We start from the raw sequence: 23,608 nt of genomic DNA on the forward strand, positions 1-23,608 counted from the left end.
TTATGGGGATGGTCTGGGGTTACCTCAAACGCTGGGGCCTGCCGGTGCTGCGTCAGTTCAACCAGGCGGTGCCGGTACTGGTGCTGTTGGGCGTGATGTTTTTGTTGATCGCCATCTGGTGGCTAGGGCCGCAGTGGACCTGGCGCGAGCGTCAGCCGCTGGGTGAACTGGCGATGCGCGTCTCGGCCAGTGTCGTGGTGCTGGTGGTGCCGCTGCTGATCTGGGCGTGGCGGGTGCGCAATCGTTATCAGCGTCTGCAGGTTGAACGTCAGCATGAGGCGGCGGTGCTGGCCGATCCCTGCTTGCCTTATATCGAGGCGCAGGAGCGAGCACTGGACCGCAGCCTGGGCAATTTGCTCAACAATATGGAGCGCCGCCGTTCGCTGTATCAGCTGCCGTGGTACCTGGTACTGGGCGAGGAAAATGCTGGCAAGACCAGCCTGATCACGCGTTCCAACCAGAGCTTCGCCTTGTCCCATGTGACCAAGGCTGGGGTCAGGGCCCATCAGGAAGAGCAACTGGCCTATCCGGTGGACTGGTGGATCGGTGACGAGGCGGTTTTGATTGATCCACCGGGTGAATTTCTCAGCCACCCGACTTCACCGGCTGAACACGTCGAGCAGCAGGGCAAGGTCAAACCGGTGTTACCCAGTGGCACCCATGCGCGCCTTTGGTCGCATCTGCTCGACTGGCTAACGCGCAACCGCAGCCGTCGCGCATTGAACGGCGTGGTGCTGGTGATCGATGTGCAAGCGTTGCTGGCGCAACGTCCGGAACAGCGCAAGGCCCACGCCAACCTGCTGCGCACCCGGCTGTTTGAACTGACGCGGCAGTTGGGCACGCGCTTACCGGTGTACATAACGCTGAGCAAGTTCGACCTGCTGGAAGGCTTTGAAGAATTCTTCGCCAGGTTATCGCGCAGTGGCCGCGAAGACCTGCTGGGCTTCACCTTCAGTCTGGACGCGGTGGGTGATTTCGATGCCTGGCTGGCGGAACTGACGCGCCAATACCAAACCTTTGTCGATTGCCTGAGCGAACAGGTTTTCAACAGCACCAGGGCGTCGCGCACATTGGATGAGCGTGATCGCTTGCAGGCGCTGATGCATCAGATGGCGGGCCTGCGCCCGGCCCTGTTCGGCTTCCTCAGTGAAATGCTCGGCAGCGATCGTTTCACTACCCCGGCCTTGGTGCGCGGGTTGTATTTTTCCTCGGTCTTGCAGCAAGGCACCCTGAGCAACGCCTTCGTCAAAGAAGCGGGGCAAGCCTATCAACTGCCGCCACCGCCACCCGAAGCCAAACCAGTCGGTGGCACGGCCATCTACTTTGCCCAGCAACTGTTCCAGCGCGTCATCTACCCCGAAGCAGGTTTGGCGGGCGACAACATCAAGGTGGCCCGCAGCAAGCGGCGGTTGTTGATCGCCGGGTTCAGCGTCGCCTCCTTGGGCTGTTTGGTCATCATCGGCACCTGGCAGTTTTATTTCAATATCAACCGCGACAAGGCGGCCAACGTCTTGGCCAAGAGTCAGGAGTTCAGTGAGCGGGACATCGACGCCAAGGTCGACACAACTGGTCGCAACCTACTGGTGCCACTGGACCAGATCCGCGATGCGGTGCTGGTGTATGGCGACTACCGCGAGGCGTGGCCGTTGCTATCGGATATGGGCCTGTACCAGGGGAGGGCGATTGGTCCCACGGTGGATGAGGCGTATCTGAATCTGTTGTCCAAACGCTTTTTGCCCGCAATTGCCAGCGGAGTGCTTGAGGCCATCAACACCGCGCCCGCCGGCAGCAATCAACAACTGGCGGCCCTGCGCGTCTACCGCATGCTCGAAGAACGCCAAAACCGCCGCCCGGCCATCGTCGAGGAGTGGGTCGCCAAGCAATGGCAGCGCGCCTATCCTGGCCAGGGCCAGTTGCAGGCCGATCTGATGGGGCACCTGGGCTACGCACTTAAATACGCAGACGCCGACCTGCCGCACTACCGCGAACGCATTGCCCAGGTGCAACAGCAATTGCGCCAGTTGCCCATGGCCGAACGGGTCTATATGAGCCTGAAACAGGATGCCCTGGAGCGTTTGCATCGCCCTCTGGACCTGCGCAATGAGGTCGGCCCCGCGTTCGATATCGTCTACCGCCCGCTGAACACCGATCAAGAGGGCAGCGGCCTGCAGTTGCCGCCGCTGCTCACCGCCAAGGGCTTCAAGGACTACTTTGAACCCGGCACCGAGGGCGTCATCGAACTGGCCATGATCGACCAGTGGGTGCTTGGCGAACGACAACGCCTGGACTACTCCGACGAAGATCGCAAAGTGCTGACCCAACGTATTCGCGCCCTGTACAGCGCCGACTACGTGGACAGCTGGCGGCGGGCGCTGAATCAGTTCGCGGTCACCGACTTCGACGACCTCAGCCACGGCGTGGCGGTACTGGAACAAGTCACCGGCCCGGCCGCACCGCTACGACGATTGCTGGAAACCCTGCGCGACAACAGCGTGATCTACCCGGCCGTGCCCTTGGCTGAAGGGCAAGCGCCGCTCAAGCTGGACAAGATGCCAGAGGGGCAACAACAGGCAGCAGGGATTCGGCGCGCATTCTCCAGTCTTTCAGAGCTGATCAGCGCACGAGGCGAGCAGCCGTCTTACTATGAAGAAACCCTGCGCTCGGTCGGCGCCGTCTACGACTATGCCAAAACCGTGCACGACAACCCCGACCCCGGCAAGGCGGCGCTGAAAACCGTACTCAACCGCTTCTCCTTGGACGGCGCTGACCCGATCGCCAACCTGCAACGCGTCGCCGTGGGCCTGCCCGAACCGCTGAACCAGCACGTCAAAAAACTCGCCGACCAGACCTCACAGGTACTGGTGATTGCCGCCTTGCGCGAACTGGAAAAACGTTGGGACAGTGAGATCTACAGCTTCTACCGCGACCGCCTGGCAGGCCGCTACCCGTTCAAGGCCAGCGGCGAGGACGCCTCGCTGGAAGACTTCGAAGCCTTCTTCGGCCCACAGGGGCGCCTGCAGCAGTTCCACGACCAGTACCTGAACGTGTTCCTCAAAGACAACCTCGACGCCCTGTACTCCGACAGCCTCGGCGGCTACCTGGTGCGCAGCGACGTGCTGGAACAACTGAAAAAGGTCGAACGCATCCGCGACACCTTCTTCAACCATCGTGGCCACCTGGCCGTGCAGCTTACCATCGAACCCCTGGCCCTGAGCGCCACCCGCCTGAGCAGCATGCTCAGCGTCGACGGCCAACTGATCCCCTACCAGCATGGCGCGCCGCAACGCACGGGGTTGGTGTGGCCCAACAGCCTAGGCAACACCAATGGCAGCCAACTGACCTTGGTACACAGCACCGGCAACACCGCCAGCATGAGCTATCGCGGGCCGTGGTCGTTGTTTCGCCTGCTCAGTCGCGGGCATCTCAATGGCAGGACCGACACCAGCGTGGATCTGACCTTTTCAGTCGCTGATGGGTTGATGCGCTATCGGATTGGGGCGGAGAAGGCAAATAACCCGATTACTCAGCGCAGTTTTGAAGGGTTTGTGCTGCCGAGAACGCTGCTGGAAGAACGACGGAGCAAAAAGATCGCCGTCGACGTTACGCGACGCTGAGCAATACCGCGAAAAACGGCCAGTGCTGAGATGAATTAACGCCGAGTGGAATAGGACCTTTACATGGCAATCAGGCTACAAATGTTGACCGAAGACCCTAAAGAAATTGAGTTGATCGAACGTTATTGGGCCGTCGATAAGTTTGGGCAATACCTCGAAAAAGTGAGCGCCCTAGCGGGTCTTATTGAAATGGCTCAGGGCGTTACGCTGACCAGTTTCATACGGCAGCGTTGCAACGCGTTCGATGAAAATCAGGTCTGCCCCAAATGCGCAGAATTGATCGAAATCAAAAATCGCTCACAGGCCAAGAAGGTACCCCAGCCATCCATCAAGCTCTGTACGTTGTGTCAGAAAGGCCAGGATGACATTGCACTGGAAGCTAAAAGGTCGAAAGCTGCGGAGCTTGAGCGGCAGTTGGCAGAATACTCCCGCAATCAGTCAACACGAACGGTGGACTACTCAGCGATTCCGGATGCTCATGTGCTGATGCTGTTGGCGTTAGACAGGGCCATTACGCCGAGACTGGCCAATGGCGGTTTCACAATAGGTGACTGCCGAGGACTCGCACCACTATATATCGGTGACTTTGTGCTGCAATTGCGCGAGGCTGGTCTGGTCCTTGATGACCCCTGCAAGGCCAGGCCGGGCACCTACTATTGGGAGGGCGATGAGATTTGGATGGTGAGGGATCAAGTGGTCTATCGTTTGGCAGCCGATGCTGAATCAAGAGGTGCAGACGAGGTTATCCGGAGCCTGTCGGATAGGGTGTACACAGACGGGGAAGGGATCTTCAATCTGTGGCTTGATTACTCAACTGCTGATGTTATGCGCTATCTGGGTATCCAATGTGCACTCTATAACCATGAACTAACTGAACAAGAGCTGGAGGAAATTAAAAGTACCCTGCGATCAGCACTTGAAACCTATAGTGTCTCGCAGCTCTGGTCGGTGGCCTGGAAGGTTGTCAGAGATGCCGCAAGTTTAGCTAATCGCGAGTACTACAACCGTCCAAAAGCGGCTGCGACCATTCCCGGGAAAATTCGGCGGAACCTAGAGAAGGTGCAGCGCGAGTCGATTGAGCTCAAGTCATGGAGCCGCCCGGACCAGCATCCTGCCGGAACATTGGGCATGGTATTGGGTGAAATTCTGGGTGTTGACGAAAATACCTCAGGCCATATGGTCTCTTCCCTTGTTACCTGGCTCACCGGGCAAGGGTGTTCACCTAGTGTCGAAGCAGAGCTCGACGAACCGATACGGGAATTGATGACCATGGCGCTGGCCCACGACGTCAGTTCCTCAGTAATGCTGCGGTTTGCGGAGTTGATTCGTGCCGGCCATGACGTTGGTTTTGCCATTGAGGAAATTGGTGAGGCGCTTCGGTCGTAAAGGTGGCGGGGCAACTTCAGAGGAAGAAGAGGCGGTTAGCAAGCCTGTCCATCACAGCATCTGGGTGGGGTGGGAGAGACGTGGCTGCTGAAGGCTGTCCCTATCATTTTGTGCGTTCTATGATCCGCAATGTTATCGTGCTATCACGTATGACAGCTTCGTCAGGGACTGGAAGGGGACAAGATGACCGATTTTGAGCAGCAACCTTTTGCGGACGCCGAGTTTGCAGAGAATCCGGAGCAACGATGCCCCTGCATACTGCTGTTGGACACGTCATCGTCCATGAATGGCGCGCCAATCCGCCAATTGAACGATGCGCTGCAATTCTTCAAAGAAGAGTTGTATGCAGATGCAATGGCAGCGAAGCGGGTAGAGTTGGCAGTGGTGACCTTTGGACCGGTCAACGTCCAAACCGAGTTCACGACGGTTGATGGTTATTTCCCTGAAGTGTTAGAGGCTAGTGGTGTTACGCCAATGGGCGAGGCCGTTGAGCGTGCGTTGGATCTGCTGCGTGAACGTAAAGAGCGTTACCGAGCCAACGGCGTCAAGTATTACCGGCCTTGGGTTTTTCTGATTACAGACGGTGCACCAACGGATAATTGGCAGGAAGCGCGCCGACGTGTTCATGAGGGCGAGGAACGAAAGGAGTTCATGTTCTACTCCGTCGGTGTTGAGGGTGCGGAAATGTCGACTCTCACTCAGTTGGGAACACGTCAACCGCTCAAGCTGAAAGGTCTGGCGTTTCGAGAGCTCTTCGCTTGGTTATCGAGCTCGCTGAGCGCCGTATCGCAATCGAGTCCGGGGGATGCGGTTCCTCTCGCCAATCCGACAGGGCCAACGGGGTGGGCAGTTGCAGAATAGACTGCATTGGCGCTGGGCCTCGGCGTCGTGTATTGGCACGTCGCATCTGCGAATGGGCACACGCAAGCAGGATGCGTTTAGCATCATGCGGGTCCATTCAGATGCAATGTGTGCGATCGTTTCTGATGGCGCGGGCAGTGCTAGTCACGGAGGGCAGGGCGCTGCGTTAGTGTGCCGCACCCTGCGGGTCAATTTTCGCAATTGGTTTAAACAGCATGAAGTTTTGCCCTGCGACGAAACCATCATGTGCTGGATTGACCAACTCCGCGATCATCTTTCTATGGTCGCGCAGAAGCGAGGCGTAACTCGGCGACAGTTTGCTGCCACACTGGTCATGCTGGTGGTGTTCAAAGATCAGATCTTGGCCTTACAGATCGGCGATAGTGCACTCGTGGCGCGCAAGGCGGGTGTGTGGGAGGCCATTTGTTGGCCGGAGAATGGTGAGTTTGCTTCGACGACCTATTTCGTTACCGATGATCCTGAAGTTCGTCTGCACACCTATCGCTTCGATCGGGAGTACGACGCGTTCGCGCTTTTTTCAGATGGGCTTGAGTCCATTGCGCTGGAGCAGGCTACCCAACAACCTTTTGCTCGCTTCTTCGACCCGATGATCAAACCGGTGGATCAAGCACGGGCGGATGGGCGCCTTGCCGAATTATCAGACGCACTCGCGCGTTATTTGCAGAGCCCTTCGCTGTGCGAGCGCACGGATGATGACAAGACACTCATTTTGGTGTCGTGTCGATGAGTTCTACGCAGGTCAAAATCGGCGGTAAAACCGAGCGACTCGATAAGCAACTGGGCAAAGGCGGCGAAGGCGATGTGTACGCGCTGGTAGGGCGGGGAGACTGCGCGGTCAAGATCTACAAGACCGAGTTGCGAGGTTCCCGTGAGAACAAAGTTCGAGCGATGATTGACGGGCGATTGGCTGGTGCAACAACCCTCGTCGCTTTTCCGGCCGAAGTGGTGACTGATGCCTCTGGCAACTTTCTCGGTTTTACCATGCGGCTGGTGGCGGGGTACCGCGCGCTGCATGAGCTATACAGTCCAAAATCCCGCAAGATGCACTTTCCAAAGGCCGATTATCGCTTTCTGGTCCGCGTGGCTCAGAATGTCGCACGTGCTGTCGCCACAGTGCATCAGGCCGGGTGCATCATCGGCGACCTCAATCACTCTGGGGTTCTGGTAGGTCCCGATGCGACGGTCGCATTGATTGATGCCGACAGTTTTCAGTTCAGTTTGAAAGGCCACGCTTATCCTTGTGTTGTAGGCACCGAGGACTTCACACCACCGGAGCTTCACGGGGGTAGCCTTGCAAAGGTCATCCGCACCCAGGCTCACGATAATTTCGGGCTTGCAGTTGCTATTTTTCAGTTGCTTGCGATGGGTAAGCACCCTTATGCAGGTCGTTACAGTGGTCCGGATCTGTCTCTGGGCCAATCGATCGCACAGAATCGCTTTGCCTTTTCGATGGCTCGACGGAACGACACACGTACCACGCCACCGCCCGGCTCCGTGCTGCTCGCAGATTATCCTGGGTCGATTGCGACGGCATTGGAAAGCGCGTTTGGTCTCTCACCATCGTCACGTCCGGACCCCGCGACTTGGGTCAGTTTGCTCCAAGGACTCGAGATGGGATTGCGCCGCTGCGCAGACGTATCGACCCACTATTTTCCAGGCTCGGCAACTTCTTGTTTGTGGTGTCGGCTGGCGAGTCAGTCTGGGGTCGAAATGTTTCCCCAAGGTCTGGCTGTTGGCACTGTGCCGTTGGCAGGGCTTTTTGATTTAGAACGCGTGTGGGCGGCTATTCGAGCACTGCATCTCCCGATTCCGGAGGAGGTTTTGCCGGTTTGGAGTGGCACTATCGCTGCCCCCAGCGTTGCTGTGACGCAAGCAAAGGGTAATCGTCATGATCCAGCGATCATGGGAGGCGTCGCTTTACTAATTGCAATTATTGGATGTGTTTTCGCTCCAAAAGCAGCCCTGCTGTGGGGCGGTCTCGGCCTTTTCGGTTTAATTCGGGTCTTTGCTACCACTAAAGTGGACTCAACGCCTTTCCGCAAAGCCTATCAAGACGCCGACAGTAAAGTGCGCTTGGCGTCTCAAGCTTATCTTCAAAGAATTGGTCTGCGAGAGATGCATATCTTGCGTGCCGATTTGGAAGATGCAGTCATTCGATATCGGCAGGTCGAGACTGGTCTTACTCAGGCGCTCAGTCAGCTGAAGTTGACACGCGAGGAGCGCCAGCGCGTAGTTTTCCTGGATCGATTTTTGATCCGACGGGCGTCCATACCTGGCATCGGAGCGGGGAAGACTGCCACGCTTGCTTCTTTTGGTATTGAGACGGCTGCGGACATCACAGCTTCAGCAGTTCGAGCGGTGCCAGGTTTCGGAGAGGCGCTGACAGCAAAGATGTTGGCTTGGCGTCAGGGGCATGAGAGCAAATTCCGCTATAACACCACACCCGATCCGTCCGATCTACAAGTAGAGCAGTCCACTCGTGCGGCGTTCGCAACTAAACAAATAGAGCTCCAAAGAAAAATTCAGTCGGGTTTGGCTGCTTTGCAAGCTGCTATACCACGCTGCCTTTCTGCCAAAAACGCACCAGATCAGGCGCTCTCGCATGCACTCCAAGCGCGTGCTATCGCGCAACATGATTGTGCTGCGTTGGGGATTAGTGTGCCTGCGCCAGCTGCAATCTCCATCGATGTTCCCAAAAGAATGCAGATACAGCCGAGCGGAACCCAGCCAGCGCCGGTGACCTCTCGTTCGTCGGTGCCGACTACCACACGCTCATCTGCAACGAACGCTTGCCCGAGCTGCGGTGCTTCGATGGTTCCTCGTACCGCACGTAAGGGGAAGCATGCGGGGCGTCAGTTCTGGGGGTGCTCCAAGTTTCCCGTATGTAAAGGCACGAGAAGCTAAGGCATCACTAGCCGGTCAACTGCGCTTTGCGATGTCTCTTGAAGTGGCGCAGGTGGTGAGAACGGCCAATGCAGTAAGCTGCGCGATTCACAGGCTTGTCATGCCCCAAGAAGTAGTCCATGATTCTGTCCATAGAAAGCGTTGTTGAACTTAAGAGTTCAACGTTTTCAATGGGATAGACGTTTAGTAAGAAACCCGTTTCCCGCTCCAAATGCAAAGAAAAAGCCACTCTAACGAGTGGCTTTTTTTTTGCCTGGGATTTAAGGAATAGACGCTTCGGCGTCTTTTTTTGTTTTTGCGTACAACCGCCCGAGTCCAGGTGATCCGGTGCAAACAAGTCTAGAGTTAAAGTGATCGCTGCCGCCAAAAACGATGGTTGCCCCTTGTTTACTGGGCTGGCCAGCAAGTCAAAATGTTCTGCGGCAGCTACCAGCGGCCAGCTTGTAACACGCACGTGAACCCCGTGATGAAGCACAAACTGCTTGCTCAGAATATCAACCCGGGCGAGCACCGTAAGAAGCAGCGTCTGGAAGCTGAAGTAAAACATACCTTCCAAGCGGTCTACGACGAATGGGTCGACTTTCGCCAGCCAAGCCTTTGGGGCGAAATGCTCACCGAACTCTTCGCCGCCCAGCTCGTTGCGGGCCAATGCCCACCAGTCGTCGAATGCGTCGACATCGGGGTTGCAAGCCCACCCCACAGGCAGCAACTTCTGGCGGCCATTGGCTTGGCGTTCAACGCGCTCGGCGAGCCAGTAAACACCCTGGACCTTGAACAGAATGATGGAACATTGATTGGCGATAGCTTCTGTTAGCATCGGCTTCAGATCGCTGCCTTTGAAGAGCAATGACAGGGTGGTCTCCTTGCAACAGCAGGACTCCCCAACCGGAAGGGCGGGCGTCCCTTGGAGACGCATACCGGTTTATGGTCGGTGGTCAGTACTCATCCAGCAGGAACATGCCGTAAGGTTCCGGTCCGCTTCGGTGAAGCTACAGAGGTCCAAGCCGTCACCGATGGTGTAGGGCGGCATCAGGTAACCGCCGAGCTCCAGAGCCGCGTTGTTGTAGCGTCGATGCTCTGCGCGCACATCGCCCCAATCGCTGCAGATGTGCCGGCGCACGTAGCGCAGCGGGTCGAGCAGATCCTCCACGGCGATGGGGCTTCGTACTCTAATCACGCGCGTAATGGCGTTGCCTATAAGGGCGGCAGGCATGCTCTGACTGGGTAGAAAAATCCATCGCGAGGTGTTGGCGACAGGCTGCCGGCTAGATGTCCAACCCGCAGGTACTTCATCGTTCACTGACCCATGACGGTGTCACTTTTTATGGGTGAGGGTGTTCGCCTCGCTGGTTTCCCTGACCGCAAACATCAGGCAGCGCACCGCTTCACGATCCTGTTCCGACAAACAACGGTAGTAATGGATCAGGCGCTCTTCCTCTCGATTGAGTTGTCGGGGCCGCAGGGCTGTACCGATGGCGGTACGTAATGAGGGAAAAAATGCGGTATTTAGCATGAGCCAGGTTCTTCATGAGCTGAATGGAGACGTGGGCTTCTTGCCCAGAACAACTGAATACATAACGTTTATTGTGGAAAAGGGCTCGTCATTTTTCGTGACTGCTGGGTATTTCAGATGGGGCCGTCGGAAGTGTTTGGAGAAGGTGTAGGAGCGATCTTTTGAGGCTGGGTGAATAGCGGTGCGATTGAGCGCAGAGCCCACCAAGCCGGCATCTCTGGTCAGATTGGCGGTGGGTAGGCGCGAGTCTGCCAACAACGGGACACCTCCTTGTGACGGCGCAGGTCAAATAGCGCATGGCTGTACGGTCGTTTTCCGAAAGCGTGGGAAGTGTTCGAGTGGCTTTTTTTTGCCTTCGATTTACTGAATAGACGCTCCGGCATCTTTTTTTCGCTTATGCGCAAAGTAGGCGCAGCGCGCGCAGATTCGGAACCTCATCAATTTTGAACTAATCATAATGTCCATCCCCCTAACGCTGTGCAGATTGCCCTGGCTCAGGTCGACCTGAGTTATCTACCTATTACGCGCTAAGGTGTGGTGAATAATGAAGAGTGAACAAGTCGAAGGTGTTGCAGAAAAACTTGCCGGCAAAGCCCAGGGCGCCGTTGGGAAATTGTTCGGTGATTCGAGGCTGGAAGCTGAAGGTGCGGGTCGGCAGGTTGCTGGTCAGCTCACCCAGAGTTACGGCGACGCACTGGACAGCGTGTCTACGTTCGTAAAAGAAAAACCCGTTGCTGCACTTGCAATCGGTGCAGTAGCGCTGCTGGTGCTGGACCGTCTCCTGCGCCGCTGAGTCATACGCCGCGATGCTGTCGCGGCTCCTTTCATCTGTTGAGCGCTTGTTCCAAGTGTTCAACGAACACGCGCACTCTGCGCGGAACATGCTGACGTGTCGGAAGCACCGCAGTGATGGAAAGTTGCTCGGGTACCGCATCCGCCAATGTGACAAGGGCCAGGGAGCCTTCGGCAAGTTCGTTTCTGATGTCCCAGTATGTCAACATCGCCAGGCCCAAGTTCTGCTTGCTCGCCGTGCGCACCGCCTCGACGCTGTTGGCTGAGAAACTGCCGTGAGCGCGATGAGTGACAGCGTCAGCGTTTTTGGTGAACGGCCAGTAGGGCATGCCGTGCAACGCGATGCACTGATGATGGTTGAGGTCATCCAGCACCGCCGGTGTGCCCCATTGCGCCAGGTAGGTCGGGCTTGCGCAGACGACGCGCGGGTTGGGTGCCAGGTGGGTCGCCACCAATGTTGAGTCGCGCAACGTGGCGATGCGGATGGCCACATCAATGCCGAGCCCGACGATGTCGATGATGCTGTCCGATAATGTCAGGTCGACCTTGAGGGTCGGGTTGTCAGCCAGCAGCGCCGGCAGCAGCGGCATGATAACGGTTTGGCCAAAGACGCTGGGCGCGGTGACCCTCAATGTGCCGCTGGCACTGCCTGTGCTGGATTTCAATGTGGCACGTGCCGCTTCGTTTGCCTCGAGCATGGTCTTTGCGTAAGGCAGGTACATTTCGCCTTCCGGTGTGAGTGCGACGGAGCGCGTAGTGCGGTGTACCAGGCGCACACCCAAGTCTTCTTCCAGGGCCGCCAGGCGTCGTGAGACGGTCATCGCCGACAACCCAAGCCGTCGCGCGGCCTCGGACAAGCTGCTGCTGATGGCGACGTTGGCGAACACCTCTATCTCGGGAATTTGCATGGTTATAACCTTTTCCGTTAAGGCGCCTTATTGCAAGCGTGCGCTTCTAATGGGCTATTGCCGCGCTTATCGTCATGGCTGGCAAATAAGTGAGGGCAAATCATGACAGCACTAAACCTGCGCAGTGTAACTCCATTCGATATGGGCGCTCTTAAACTGAAAAATCGTATGGCGCTTGCACCCATGACACGCGTCAGTGCAAGTGAGAACGGCAATGCCACGCCGGCAATGGCCCGATATTACGAACGTTTTGCCCGTGGCGGTTTTGGCTTGATCATCACGGAAGGGATCTACACCGATCGGCAGTATGCCCAGGGCTACCTGAACCAGCCCGGTATCACCGACAGCGAACAGGCGTTGGCCTGGCGCGCAGTGGTCGAGGCGATTCATCGCCATGAAAGCGCTGCCATCGCACAGATCATGCATGCCGGCGCATTGAGCCAGGCCAACCGTTTTGTCGAACAGTCTGCTGGCCCTTCGGCCATTCGCCCGAAAGGCGAGCAGATGGAGTTCTATCACGGCCAGGGTGCTTATAGGGTCCCACAGGCGATGAGCGATGAAGACATTGCGGATGCCATTGAAGGGTTCGCTCAGGCGGCTAAACGAGCTGTTGAGATCGCGGGCTTCGACGGTGTCGAGATCCATGGCGCCAATGGCTATTTGCTGGATCAATTCATGGCCGACTACTCCAATCAACGCGAAGATCGATGGGGCGGTGATGTTCGCCAGCGCTTGAACCTGACGCTTGAGGTCATCGCCGCCGTTAAAAAGGTGGTGGGGCACTCGCCGGTGGGTGTGCGTATATCCCAGGGCAAGGTCAATGATTTTCAGCACAAATGGGCGGGTGGCGAGCGCGATACGCAGGTGATCTTCGGCAGCCTGGCTGACGCTGGTGTCGACTTCATCCATGTCACCGAGCATCGCACCTGGCAGCCGGCCTTTCCCGGTAACGAGGCAAGCCTGGTCACGCTGGCTCGCCGTTATGCGCCCGGTGTCGCGTTGATCGCCAACGGCGGCGTGCAGGACTCGCCCAGCGTTGAACAAACCCTGCAGGCGGGCGCAGATATTATCGCCGTTGGCAAAGCTGCCTTGGCCAATCCTGACCTGCTGCAACGGTTGCTCGATGGCCGTGCGCCGGACCCTTTCGACCCATCGCTGCTGGCGCCGTTTGCCCATATCAAGGATCGCGAGTTGAATTAAGCGCCGACCTCTGTCGTCCAGTTAGACGCTTTCTGGCTGTGCAGATCCCAACCGATGTTGACGTGAAGGTCGTGGTTGAAGGTCTGGCGCAGCGGTGCTCGATGGCAGGCTGGGGGCAGTGAGCAGAACTCGCCTATTAACAGGCCTGTTGCTGGAGATTCGGGAGGGTGGCTCCGCGCACTATGTGCGAGGAAATTTATTATTAAGATAAAAAGTTTTATTGACTAAAAAATTATATTGGGTAATTATTTCTCTGCATCTGCTTCATGCAGAGTCATCTTCAGGGTTATCCCGATGAGTCATAAAGCCCAATTCTCCCTCGCGACTTCTTATGTCGAGGCCAATGAGTCTTCATTGGCCACTCGCGTGGCGCCGCTGCTGATGCAGGGGTTTCCCGCCGCGCCGGAACACCGGGTAACGTGGAGCAACTGGATGCGCGCGCCCTTCAATCAATGGGGGTTTCGTCATCTGTCTCGACTGCGCCCCAGCATTGATGTGTCGGCGGGGCCAGGGCCTGCCGGTCAGCTCCAGGAGGCGCCGCGCGCACTGGATCAGCTGTGTTTCGACAGTGAGAGTGGGCTGGACATCCGTGTGATCGAGCACCTCGTCGCCAGCCAGACGGACGCCTTTTTGGTGATGCAGGGTGACACGGTGTTGTACGAGCGCTACTTCAACGGTCAGCGCGCCTGTGACCGGCACATCATGTTCTCGGTCACCAAGTCGCTGATCGGTACCTTGGGTGAACAGTTGGTGACGCGCGGCGTGCTCAAGCCCGAGCGGCCGGCCGCTTACTACGTGCCTGAACTGGCGGGCAGCGCATTTGGCGATGCGACGGTGCGCCAATTGTTCGATATGGCGGTCGGCATCGACTACAGCGAAGTGTATGACGACCCCAATTCCGAAAGCTCGCAGTACGGCTATGCCTGCGGCTTTCAACCCGCACCGGCGCAGTACGCGCAGTTCGAGTCGTTGTACCAGTACTTGCCATCCCTCAAGAAACGCGGCAGCCATGGGGGCTTTTTCCATTATGTGACGGCCACCACCGAAGCCTTGGCCTGGGTCATGGAGCGTGCCTCGGGCAAGGCCTGCAGTCAGATGCTGGAAGCGATCTGGGGGCGCTTGGGCTGCGAGCGCGACGGTTATTTCATGGCCGATCCCTGGGGCCGTAACGTTGCCGGGGCGGGCTTCAGTGCCACCTTGAGAGACATGGCGCGCTTCGGTCGCCTGCTCGCCAACGACGGTCGCCAGGACGGCGTTGAGCTGCTGTCGCCCGAGACCGTGGCCCGTATCGCCTCCGGCGCTGATCCGGCGATCTACGCGCAAAATGCCGAGTTCTCCAGCTGGACGCCAGGTGCGTCCTATCGCAGCCAGTGGTACGTGTTCAACGACCACAGCCAAGCCCTGATGGCTGGGGGGATCCACGGCCAATACCTGTTTATCGATAAGCCGTCCGGCGTGGTGATCGTCAAGCAATCGTCGCTCACCGATGCGGTCAGCCTGTTCGATAACGACAGCGTGCGCATGCTGCGCGCCATCGCCGCTCACTTGAGCCACTGACCCACGCCAAAAAAATAACAGTTTTGCGTTCTATTCACCTGGCTTGCCCAGGTGTTGGCGGCGCCCTGCGTCGCCATTGACTGCCCTGTAACAACAATAATTCCACAGGAGCTTCTTATGGTATTCACCAAGCGCTTCTCTCGAGCGCTGTTGGCGGTCGGCTTACCCTTGACCACCCACTTTGCATGCGCGGGCTACACCTTTGAGGACGGCGATCTCAAGGGCGAAGTCAATCTCACGGCAGGAGGGGCGACGTTGTTTACCCGTGGCGTCAACTTCGGCAGCGGCCGGGTCGATGCGCGCAACGGTAAAAACGGCGGCGCCAGGATCAACTGGCAAGAGGTCTACGTAAAACCGGGGGTCAAACTCGAGTATGCGGTGCAACCGGATTTCAGCCTGTTGGCGGGCGGTTCTCTGGTGGCGGCCAGCACCTTCGGCGATGGCGATGCGGGTGGCTTCAGCCGCAGCTCCGATGGCAAGGCCGCAGCCGAAGAACTCTATGGCGGTTTTCGCGCCGGCGAGTGGAAGCTCACCGCCGGCCGCCAGAACTACATGATCGGGACGGGGTTCATCGTCATGGATGGCAACCTCGACCAGTTCAAGGATGGCGCCTACTGGCTCGGCCCGCGAACCGCGTTCAAGGATTCGGCGATCCTGGCCTGGGATCATGGCGCGCTGAAGTCTCAGGCTTTCACCTTGCGCACCGATGATGACTTGGGCGATTTTCGCATGACCGGCGTCAACGTGGATTACAACCTCGATGATCAGGTGATGCTCGGCGCCATGGCCATGAAGGTCAATGCCCTTGGCCCCAGAGGCAGCACGCTCCCGCGCCGCCGGGACGGGATGCAGGTGTACAACCTGCGGGCGCTCAACGCCAAGGTGCCCGGCGTACAGGCGCTGACGCTGAATGCCGAATACGCGCTGGAGCGCGGCAGCGGCGAAGGTGTCGACTACGCTGCCAACGCCTGGTATGCCCAGGCCGACTATGCCTTCAACAGCTTGCCGCTGACGCCGGTCCTTGGCTACCGCTACGCGAGCTTTTCCGGCGACGACAACCTCACCGACAACCGGCAAAAAGCCTGGGATTCACTGAGCAAAGGCTTCGTCGACTGGAGCACGTGGCTGGTCGGGGACGTGGTCGGCAACTACCTGTTGTTCAACAGCAACGAAAACGTCCAGCAGTTCTCCCTCAAGACCCACCTCAACGAAACCCTGACCCTCGGCGCGATTCACTACCAGTTCTGGCTGGATGAGAAAAACTACCTGGGCGCGCCGGTCAGCGACCGGCGCTTTGCCGACGAAAGTGTGGTTTTCCTCGACTGGACACCCACACCGTCGTTCTATACGTCGCTGTCCTACAACTGGGTCAAGCCACTGGCCGCCGCCAAACAGGTGTTCGGCAACGACCAGATGTTCAGTGCGCTGGAACTGTATTTCACCTACCGCTATTAAGTGCTGCGAGCCATCGCGGCCGCGCTGGAGTGTTTTGGTCATGAACAGATTTTTGCGTAACACCGTGCTGGGCGCTGTCGCCTCGTTGCTCATCAGTGGCTTTTGCCTGGCTGAAGAACGCACCGTACGGATCTACAACTGGATCGAATACTTGCCACCCGAAGTGCTCAAGAGTTTTCAGGAGGAAACCGGCATTCGCCCGATTTACGATGTGTTCGACAGCGTCGAAACCATGGAGTCCAAGCTGCTGACGGGCAACTCCGGGTATGACGTGGTGTTTCCCGGCTCCGCTAACCTGGGACGCTTGATCACGGCCGGGGCCGTGCAGCCGCTGGATCGCAAGCAGTTGCCCAACTGGCTGCACCTGGACCCGCAATTCATGCAAACCCTGGAAACCGCAGGTGACTCAGGCAACCGCTATGCCGTGCCTTACCTGTGGGGCACCACACTGATCGGCTACAACGTCGACAAGGTGCGCAAAGCCCTGGGGCCCGACGTGCAGATGAACACCTGGGGCATCATCTTCAACGAAGAAAACCTCGCCAAGCTCGCCAGTTGTGGCGTGGGTTTCCTCGACGCCGGCAACGAGATCCTGCCGATTGCCTTGCACTACAAGGGCCTCGACCCCAATAGCCAGAAGCGTGAGGACTATGTGCAAGCCCAGGCCGTGATGATGAAGATTCGCCCTTACGTCAGTTACTTCAACTCGTCGCGCTACGGCATGGACCTGGCCAACGGTGATATCTGTGTGGGCGTGGGCTGGTCCGGCGGTGTCGCCCTGGCCACACGACTGGCAGATGCCGCCGGCAAGGGCGTCAAGGTGCAGATGGCACTGCCCAGGGAAGGCGCGCCGATGTGGTCCGACGTGATGATGATCCCGGCCAAGGCCCCCGATCCGGCGGAGGCCCATGCGTTCATCAATTACATCCTGCGCCCGGACGTGATTGCGCGCATCAGCAACAAAATCGGCTACCCCAACCCAAACAAGGACGCCACCGCGCTGGTGGACGCCAGCATCCGCAACGACCCCAACATGTATGTGCCGGACGAAGCGCGCAAGACCCTGTTCGCCCTGGAGCCGATCCCGGCTGCCGCGGAGCGCATCCGCACCCGCACCTGGACCGCCATCAAGAGCAACCGCTGATCAGTGTGGCCCGGTGCGTGCGCGCCGGGCTCGACTCGGGAGGCAATCAGGCCTGCATGCCGTAAAACACCAGCTCGGTGATGCGCCTGACCTGCAGGGAGTGCGCGTCGATATCCGGGTGTTCCTGGTTCACCAGCCTGAACAGTTGCAGGTGCGAATAGTCATTCAACAGGAACGCGGCCAATTCCACATCGAGTTGCGGGCGCAGCTTGCCGGCCCGTTGCAACTCGCGCAGCAGTTCGCTGATTTCAGCCCTGAGCGCATCGTTCATGGCCCGGTAGCCTTCGGGCAGTCCATTGCTGCCGCCGAACAGGATCAGCGGCAGCAGTTCACGCCACAGGCTGGGGTGCATGACTTCCAGGGCATAGCCCGTGAGCAGGCGTTCCAGGTGGCAGAGCGCTTCGACCGGGTCGTCTATTTGGTGGATCAGGCTGCGGGTGTCGCTGATCGCGCGTTGATCGGCGTGGTGCAGGATCTCCAGGATGATTTCCTGCTTGTTGCCGAAGTACTTGAACACCGTCGGCGGCGATACCCCGGCCTGGCCGGCGATCTGTTCGATGGTGGTGTTCTGGAAACCCTGGCGCTCAAACAGTTCGACCGCGGCTTTACTGATAGCTTGCCGGCGCTCGGCTTTCTGACGTTCACGCAATCCACTCACAGGAGATCCTTGTCACGAATAAAAAGAGGGGCGCGTGTCGGCCCCATACCCTTGCAAAATACTTAATTGGGTAAAGATTTTAAAGCACTAATTGCCATTCAAGGGGTTTGCCGCTGGTGCTTCTTCATACGGTAAGCAAATTGAGCACGGCTGAGCCCCACGAGCCTGGCGGCCGCGGCCAGGTTGCCGGCGCTTTGTTGCAACGCTTCAGTGATCAGGCGCGATTCAAGGCCTTCGATGGAAACCCCCTGGTCAAACGGGGCGAGGGTATCCAGCAGCGTCGAGCGCGGCGCCTGCGCAGTATTTGACAGACCGCCCTGGTCGTCGAGGCCATAGGGCTCGGCGGGCATCGGTTCGTTGCGAAACAGATGCACCAGATCAATGGCCTGGCCTTCATCGCTGGCGATCAGGCCGCGTTCGATGAGGTTTTGCAGCTCGCGCACATTGCCCGCGAAGTCGTAGCGCAGCAACGTCTTCAGGGCGCGCATGGTCAGGCCTGCCGGGGTCCGGGCGTAGTCCTGGCAGAAGCGCGTCAGGAATGCATTGATCAACAGCGGGATGTCGTCCCGGCGTTCACGCAGCGGGGGCAGGGCGATGGGGTAGACGTTCAGCCGGTAGAACAGGTCTTCGCGAAAGCTGCCGTCTGCCACCGCTTTACGCAGGTCGATATTGGTGGCGGCCACCACGCGCACATCCACCTTGATCCCGCGCACCCCGCCGACCCGTTCGATTTCCCGTTCCTGCAAGGCTCGCAGCAACTTGCTTTGCCCGGGCAGGCTGAGGCTGGTGATTTCATCCAGGAACAGGGTGCCGCCCTGGGCCCGTTCGAACCGCCCGGGGCGCGAGTGCGTCGCGCCGGTATAGGCGCCGCGTTCGACACCGAAGAGTTCGGCCTCCACCAGATTATCCGGGATGGCGGCGCAATTGAGTGCCACAAACGGGCTGTCATGGCGACGACTGAGCTGGTGCAGCTGGCGCGCAAACATCTCCTTGCCCACGCCGGACTCACCGCTGATCAGCACTGTCGCGGGCGTCAGTGCAACCCTTTGCAGCGCTTGCATCGCCGCGTTGAACGCGGCACTGGCGCCCACCAATGGTTGCGGCTGGCGGGTTCCGCCACTGCTGGCTACGGGGCCTGCGAGCGTGGGGGTGGCAGGGCCAGTGACGGCCTGGGACACATTCAGGTAGCGCAGGTCCTGCTCGACATCACCCCATTGCTCGGCCGTCTTGCCGATCACTCGGCAACGGCAATGGCCCATGCCACGGCATTCCACTTCGCGGAAAATCACCATTTGCCCGAAGAGGCCGCTGACGAAGCCGATGGCGTAGCCGGTTTCGGTCCAGCACACCGGGTCCTGGCCGATGCCGTAGGCCCCTACATGTTCATCGGCTTCGCACGAGTGGTGCCAGAGAAATTCCCCTTCATAGAACCCCGAGTCGGCATCGAACTTAAAGTGCAGCGGTTCGACCTTGGTCATGCCTTCCAGGGTGTGCAGGTGGGTCCCGGCGCGAAACACCGCGGCGGCATCGGCCTGTGGCCAGCGCTCGCGGATCAAGCGCGCATCCCGTGCGCCGGAGGCATAACCGGTGCGGGTGAACAGGCCTCGGGCCTGGTCCAGTCCCAGGCGCTCGATGACCTCGGCGCGCAGGGCGCCGAACGACGAACTGTGCAGCAACAACATGCGTTGATCGTTGAGCCAGATGCGCCCGTCTTCAGGGGAAAAGAACAGGCAGTCGGCCAGTTCCGCTGTGGTGGGCGAGCTGCTGTCGCTGAGTTGGCGACTGTCGCCGCGCGGCGGGTAGGGCGCGGTGGCCACCCGGTCGTCGGGCAGCGCGCTGTGGGGATTAGTCATTGTTATGCCCCTGCAAAGCGAGTGATCGATATGAGCAACTGCTCAGATAGTTATAAAACATAACCTTATCAATTGAACAAGTGGCAGAGCCTGGGTTTTTTGCGGGTGAACGCCCCAGGCGTGTGAACGCTGCGTGGCAGGCCTCGACCCAGAGCCCTCGCCGGTTTTTGTACGCGCCATTGCGTACAAGCGGCACAGCCTTTGCTCAAGACTGGATGCGGCGTTTGCATCCTGTGCAGACGATGACAATTACAAGAACCGGAGTTGCCAATGCCAGTGTCTGAGACCACCCCCTTTCTACAGCGGGCCATCGCGTCCGAATGCCTGTTCAACGGCGACTGGATTCCCGTGTCGGGGTCTGTGATTGACGTGATTGAACCCGCCACCGGCGAACCCCTGATGCGCTGCGCCATGGCCAATGCGGCCGACATCGCCATCGCCTGTCGCAGCGCGGCCCTGGCGCAGCCGGCCTGGGCTGCGTTGGGCCCAAGGGAGCGCGCCGAGGTATTTCGCAAAGCGGCGGACCTGGCCCAGCGGTCCTTCGCCGAGCTGGCGCTGTACGTCGCCCGGGAAACCGGGGGCGCGTTGTTCAAGGGCGAGCACGAAGTGCGTGAAGCGATTGTGCTGCTGCATCAGGCGGCGGGGCTGTTGTCCCAACCTCACGGGTTGGTGCTGCCCAGTGCTGCAGGCCGACTGTCCTATGCACGGCGCCAGCCCCACGGCGTGGTCGGGGTGATTTCACCGTTCAATTTCCCGCTGGTGCTGTCACTGCGTTCCGTGGCCCCGGCGCTGGCGGCGGGCAATGCAGTGGTGCTCAAACCCGACCCGCAGACCCCGGTCAGCGGGGGCTTTCTCATTGCCCGGCTGTTCGAAGAGGCGGGCTTGCCCAAGGGCCTGCTGCAGGTGTTGCCCGGCGCGGCGCCGGCGGGGGAAGCGCTGTGCCGCGATCCGAATGTGCGGATGATTGCGTTCACCGGGTCCACGGCGGCGGGGCGCAAAGTCGCTGAAGTGGCCGGTCGACACCTGAAAAAGGTTGCGCTGGAGCTGGGCGGGAAGAACCCGCTGATCATTCTCGAAGACGCCGACCTCGACCTGGCCGCGAGCAATGCAGCCTGGGGCGCCTGGCTGCATCAGGGGCAAATCTGCATGGCGACCGGGCTGATTCTCGTGCATCAATCCATCGCCGAAAGCCTCACCCGCAAGCTGGTGGACAAGGCCCGGGCGCTCACTGTGGGCAATGCCGCACAGGGTGAAGCGGCGCTCGGCCCGTTGATCAACCAACGGCAACTGCAACGCGTGCACGAGATCGTCACTGACAGCCTGCAGGCCGGCGCACGGCTGGAGGCGGGCGGCGACTATGACCGGTTGTTCTACCAGCCCACCGTGCTCAGTGGTGTACGTCCGGGCATGCGCGCCTTTGAGGAAGAGCTGTTCGGCCCGGTGGCCACGGTGGTCAGTTTCTCCACCGACGAGGAAGCGATCGAGCTGGCCAACCGCACGGAGTACGGCCTCTCGGCCGCCATCATCTCGCCGTCGGTCGGGCGCGCCATGGCCATTGGTGAGCGGCTGGACTGCGGCCTGCTGCACATCAACGACCAGACCGTGGCCGACGAATGCATCAACCCGTTCGGCGGGCGCGGTGCCTCCGGCAACGGCGGCAGCGTCGGCGGGCCGGCTGACTGGGACGAGTACAGCCAGTGGCAGTGGGTCACGGTGAAAAATACGCCGCCTGTCTATCCATTCTGAGCCGTGGCCGTTCTCGGCCCTGGCTCATCGCTTTGATACACCCATGCCTATACAAAAATAAGAGGGCTTGAACATGAACCTGCACAACAAAACCCTGGTTGTCACCGGTGTCGCTTCCGGCATTGGTGCCGAACTGGCGCGGCTCGCGCGTTTCCAGGGGGCCACGGTGATCGGTGTGGATCGCCATGAACCGCAACTGACCCTGGATGGCTTCTTCCAGGCTGACCTGGGTGACCCTGTCAGCATTGATGCACTGGTGGCGCGTCTGCCCGCGCGGGTCGACGGGCTGTGCAACATCGCCGGGGTGCCCGGTACGGCACCCGCGCAAGCGGTGGCCACGGTCAATTACCTGGGGCTGCGGCACCTGACTCAATCGTTGCTGCCACGCATGCCGGCGGGCGGCAGCATCGTCAACGTCGCCTCGGTGCTTGGCGCGCAATGGCCGCAACGGCTGGAGCTGCACAAGGCGCTGGCCGCGACACACAGCTTCGAGGCCGGGCAGCAGTGGCTGGCGGCCAATCCGGTGGAGCAGGCCAGCTGTTATCAATACTTCAAGGAGGCGCTGATCGTGTGGAGCTTCCAACAATCCCAGGGCTGGTTTCGCGATCACGCGGTGCGTATCAACTGCGTGGCGCCGGGGCCGGTGTTTACCCCGATTCTCGGCGATTTCGTCAGCATGCTCGGGCCGCAGCGGGTGGCCGAGGACAGCCGGCGCATGACCCGTCCAGCCCTGGCCGATGAGGTGGCGGCGGTGATTGCCTTCCTCTGCTCGGATGCTGCGCGCTGGGTCAACGGGGTCAATCTGCCGGTGGATGGCGGTTTGGCTGCCACCTACGTGTAGGGCCTGCCACAGCGATAAATCCCGGTGCGGCCCCTCGTGCCGGGAGTCTTGAACAACAACAAAAATACAGGACATACAAGATGCTCAAGCCTATCTTGCGGACGGTTGCGGCCACGACATTTGTCGCACTGACATCGACTGCCCATGCTTACGACCTGCCCGGACTCAACCTCGGCACCACCAGTTTCTACGACGGCTCACCGGCCCCGGCGGGGCCTGGCTGGTACCTGGAGGAATACCTGACGTACTCCCGAGCGAGCCGTTTCAACGATGCCCACGGCAACAAGCTGGCGTTGCCCAGGCAGGACCTGGAAGTGGTGGCGCCCACCACACAGATCATCTACGTCGGCCAACCCCTGGCCAATGGCGCGATGCCCGGCTTCACCTTGATTAACACCTCCCTGGCCCATGTAAATGTCGACGATGGGTTGAACAATGCGGCGCTGAGTTCCCGTGCCGGCTTTGGTGACTTGACGGTCGGTGCCTTCCTGCAACTGCCAACCCTGAACCGCGCCGATGGCAGCCCGCTGTTGACCCAGCGTGTGGAGGCTGATGTCTCGATCCCGGTGGGCGCCTATGACCGCAATCGTTCGATCAACCCCGGCAGCCACTTCTGGTCATTCAACCCGTATTACGCGGCGACGTACTGGTTGAGCCCGAAATGGTCGGCGAGCGGGCGTTTCATGTACCTGTGGAATGGCAAGAATGATGAGCCGCAGGCAGGTTTCGGGGATGTTTCCGATACCCAGGCCGGCCAGGCATTGCATGCCAACCTGACGCTGCAATATGCCTTGAGCCAGCAACTGAGCGTGGGGCTGAACGGCTATTGGTTGAAGCAGATCACCGACACCCAGGTTGACGGGCACGCCGTGAGCGGGCGCCGGGAAAAGGTCTGGGCCATTGGCCCAGGCCTGGTCTATGCGTTCAGCAAGGAAGAGGTGCTATCGGTAAACGCCTACTTTGAACAGCAGGCGCAGAACCGCACCGAGGGCAACAAACTGGTGCTCAACTGGCTGCATAAGTTCTAGCAGGCGCGGTACGCACCATCACGCTGATGATGGTCAGTGCGGCAATTACCACCCCGGGGGAGGTCGCCAGCAGTACCCCGGCGGTGCCGGCGCCAGCCGCGAGGAGTTGCCCGGCCGCCAGGGGCCC

18 protein-coding genes and 2 pseudogenes are annotated in these 23,608 nt (G+C 59.4%); 13 read left to right on the forward strand and 7 right to left on the reverse strand.

Annotated features, from left to right (window positions below; translation table 11 throughout):
* Positions 1-2 precede the first annotated feature (2 nt).
* The 5 genes from tssM to BFP92_RS32175 all read left to right on the forward strand — a co-directional run bounded on the left by tssM (position 3) and on the right by BFP92_RS32175 (position 8,786).
* The gene (tssM, locus tag BFP92_RS24355; RefSeq protein WP_065931475.1) at positions 3-3,614 is read left to right on the forward strand and encodes a type VI secretion system membrane subunit TssM; all 3,612 of its coding nucleotides are present in this window, start codon (positions 3-5) and stop codon (positions 3,612-3,614) included.
* Between the two features lie 63 nt (positions 3,615-3,677).
* On the forward strand, positions 3,678-5,000 hold the full coding sequence (locus BFP92_RS24360) for a hypothetical protein (RefSeq protein ID WP_065931476.1): 1,323 nt from the start codon (positions 3,678-3,680) through the stop codon (positions 4,998-5,000).
* A gap of 183 nt (positions 5,001-5,183) precedes the next feature.
* Positions 5,184-5,861: a vWA domain-containing protein gene (locus BFP92_RS24365; protein WP_025856744.1), complete on the forward strand. Its 678-nt coding sequence runs from the start codon at positions 5,184-5,186 to the stop codon at positions 5,859-5,861.
* Positions 5,806-6,609 (forward strand): PP2C family serine/threonine-protein phosphatase, encoded by an 804-nt coding sequence (locus BFP92_RS24370; protein WP_083221802.1) that lies wholly within the window; start codon positions 5,806-5,808, stop codon positions 6,607-6,609. Before BFP92_RS24365 ends, BFP92_RS24370 begins: the two co-directional genes overlap by 56 nt.
* Entirely contained in the window at positions 6,606-8,786 is a 2,181-nt protein-coding gene (locus tag BFP92_RS32175; RefSeq protein ID WP_065931477.1) for a protein kinase domain-containing protein, read from the forward strand. Before BFP92_RS24370 ends, BFP92_RS32175 begins: the two co-directional genes overlap by 4 nt.
* Positions 8,787-9,381: 595 nt before the next feature.
* On the opposite strand, the pseudogene BFP92_RS32180 reads toward BFP92_RS32175, so the two are convergent.
* The 3 genes and pseudogenes from BFP92_RS32180 to BFP92_RS31495 all read right to left on the reverse strand — a co-directional run.
* Positions 9,382-9,639 (reverse strand): annotated as a pseudogene (locus BFP92_RS32180) (DUF3085 domain-containing protein); the annotation flags it as partial.
* Between the two features lie 69 nt (positions 9,640-9,708).
* Positions 9,709-9,963, reverse strand: coding sequence for a hypothetical protein (locus BFP92_RS24385; protein WP_139114114.1), 255 nt, complete (start codon positions 9,961-9,963; stop codon positions 9,709-9,711).
* Positions 9,964-10,101: 138 nt separating this feature from the next.
* Positions 10,102-10,299, reverse strand: coding sequence for a hypothetical protein (locus BFP92_RS31495; protein ID WP_069785913.1), 198 nt, complete (start codon positions 10,297-10,299; stop codon positions 10,102-10,104).
* A gap of 544 nt (positions 10,300-10,843) precedes the next feature.
* On the opposite strand from BFP92_RS31495, the gene BFP92_RS24395 reads away from it, so the two are divergent.
* Positions 10,844-11,092 (forward strand): CsbD family protein, encoded by a 249-nt coding sequence (locus BFP92_RS24395; RefSeq protein ID WP_065931481.1) that lies wholly within the window; start codon positions 10,844-10,846, stop codon positions 11,090-11,092.
* A gap of 31 nt (positions 11,093-11,123) precedes the next feature.
* On the opposite strand, the gene BFP92_RS24400 is transcribed toward BFP92_RS24395, so the two are convergent.
* The gene (locus tag BFP92_RS24400) at positions 11,124-11,999 is read right to left on the reverse strand and encodes a LysR family transcriptional regulator (RefSeq protein ID WP_065931482.1); all 876 of its coding nucleotides are present in this window, start codon (positions 11,997-11,999) and stop codon (positions 11,124-11,126) included.
* Between the two features lie 102 nt (positions 12,000-12,101).
* Between BFP92_RS24400 and BFP92_RS24405 the strand changes: the two genes are divergently transcribed.
* From BFP92_RS24405 to BFP92_RS24420, 4 genes are all read left to right on the forward strand, one after another.
* Positions 12,102-13,199, forward strand: a complete 1,098-nt coding sequence (locus tag BFP92_RS24405) for an NADH:flavin oxidoreductase (protein ID WP_065931483.1) — start codon at positions 12,102-12,104, stop codon at positions 13,197-13,199.
* Between the two features lie 294 nt (positions 13,200-13,493).
* Positions 13,494-14,756 (forward strand): serine hydrolase domain-containing protein, encoded by a 1,263-nt coding sequence (locus BFP92_RS24410; RefSeq protein WP_065931484.1) that lies wholly within the window; start codon positions 13,494-13,496, stop codon positions 14,754-14,756.
* 117 nt (positions 14,757-14,873) lie between these two features.
* Complete coding sequence (locus BFP92_RS24415; protein ID WP_065931485.1) at positions 14,874-16,211, forward strand: alginate export family protein; 1,338 nt, start codon at positions 14,874-14,876, stop codon at positions 16,209-16,211.
* Between the two features lie 40 nt (positions 16,212-16,251).
* A complete protein-coding gene (locus BFP92_RS24420; RefSeq protein WP_065931486.1) occupies positions 16,252-17,355 on the forward strand; it encodes a polyamine ABC transporter substrate-binding protein in 1,104 nt (367 codons plus the stop codon).
* 46 nt (positions 17,356-17,401) lie between these two features.
* Here BFP92_RS24420 and BFP92_RS24425 read toward each other — a convergent pair whose 3' ends face one another.
* Entirely contained in the window at positions 17,402-18,013 is a 612-nt protein-coding gene (locus tag BFP92_RS24425; protein WP_058420689.1) for a TetR/AcrR family transcriptional regulator, read from the reverse strand.
* A gap of 98 nt (positions 18,014-18,111) precedes the next feature.
* Positions 18,112-19,866 (reverse strand): sigma-54-dependent Fis family transcriptional regulator, encoded by a 1,755-nt coding sequence (locus BFP92_RS24430; protein WP_065931487.1) that lies wholly within the window; start codon positions 19,864-19,866, stop codon positions 18,112-18,114.
* A gap of 270 nt (positions 19,867-20,136) precedes the next feature.
* On the opposite strand from BFP92_RS24430, the gene BFP92_RS24435 reads away from it, so the two are divergent.
* From BFP92_RS24435 to BFP92_RS24445, 3 genes are all read left to right on the forward strand, one after another.
* Entirely contained in the window at positions 20,137-21,612 is a 1,476-nt protein-coding gene (locus BFP92_RS24435) for a benzaldehyde dehydrogenase (protein ID WP_065931488.1), read from the forward strand.
* Positions 21,613-21,685: 73 nt separating this feature from the next.
* Complete coding sequence (locus tag BFP92_RS24440) at positions 21,686-22,453, forward strand: coniferyl-alcohol dehydrogenase (protein WP_065931489.1); 768 nt, start codon at positions 21,686-21,688, stop codon at positions 22,451-22,453.
* A gap of 80 nt (positions 22,454-22,533) precedes the next feature.
* Positions 22,534-23,481 (forward strand): SphA family protein, encoded by a 948-nt coding sequence (locus BFP92_RS24445; RefSeq protein WP_065931490.1) that lies wholly within the window; start codon positions 22,534-22,536, stop codon positions 23,479-23,481.
* Here BFP92_RS24445 and BFP92_RS32185 read toward each other — a convergent pair.
* Positions 23,459-23,608, reverse strand: a pseudogene (locus tag BFP92_RS32185) (3-(3-hydroxy-phenyl)propionate transporter MhpT); the annotation flags it as partial. The gene BFP92_RS24445 and the pseudogene BFP92_RS32185 overlap by 23 nt on opposite strands.

The organism is Pseudomonas sp. 58 R 3, from assembly GCF_900006605.1.
Taxonomy (GTDB): Bacteria; Pseudomonadota; Gammaproteobacteria; order Pseudomonadales; family Pseudomonadaceae; genus Aquipseudomonas; species Aquipseudomonas salomonii.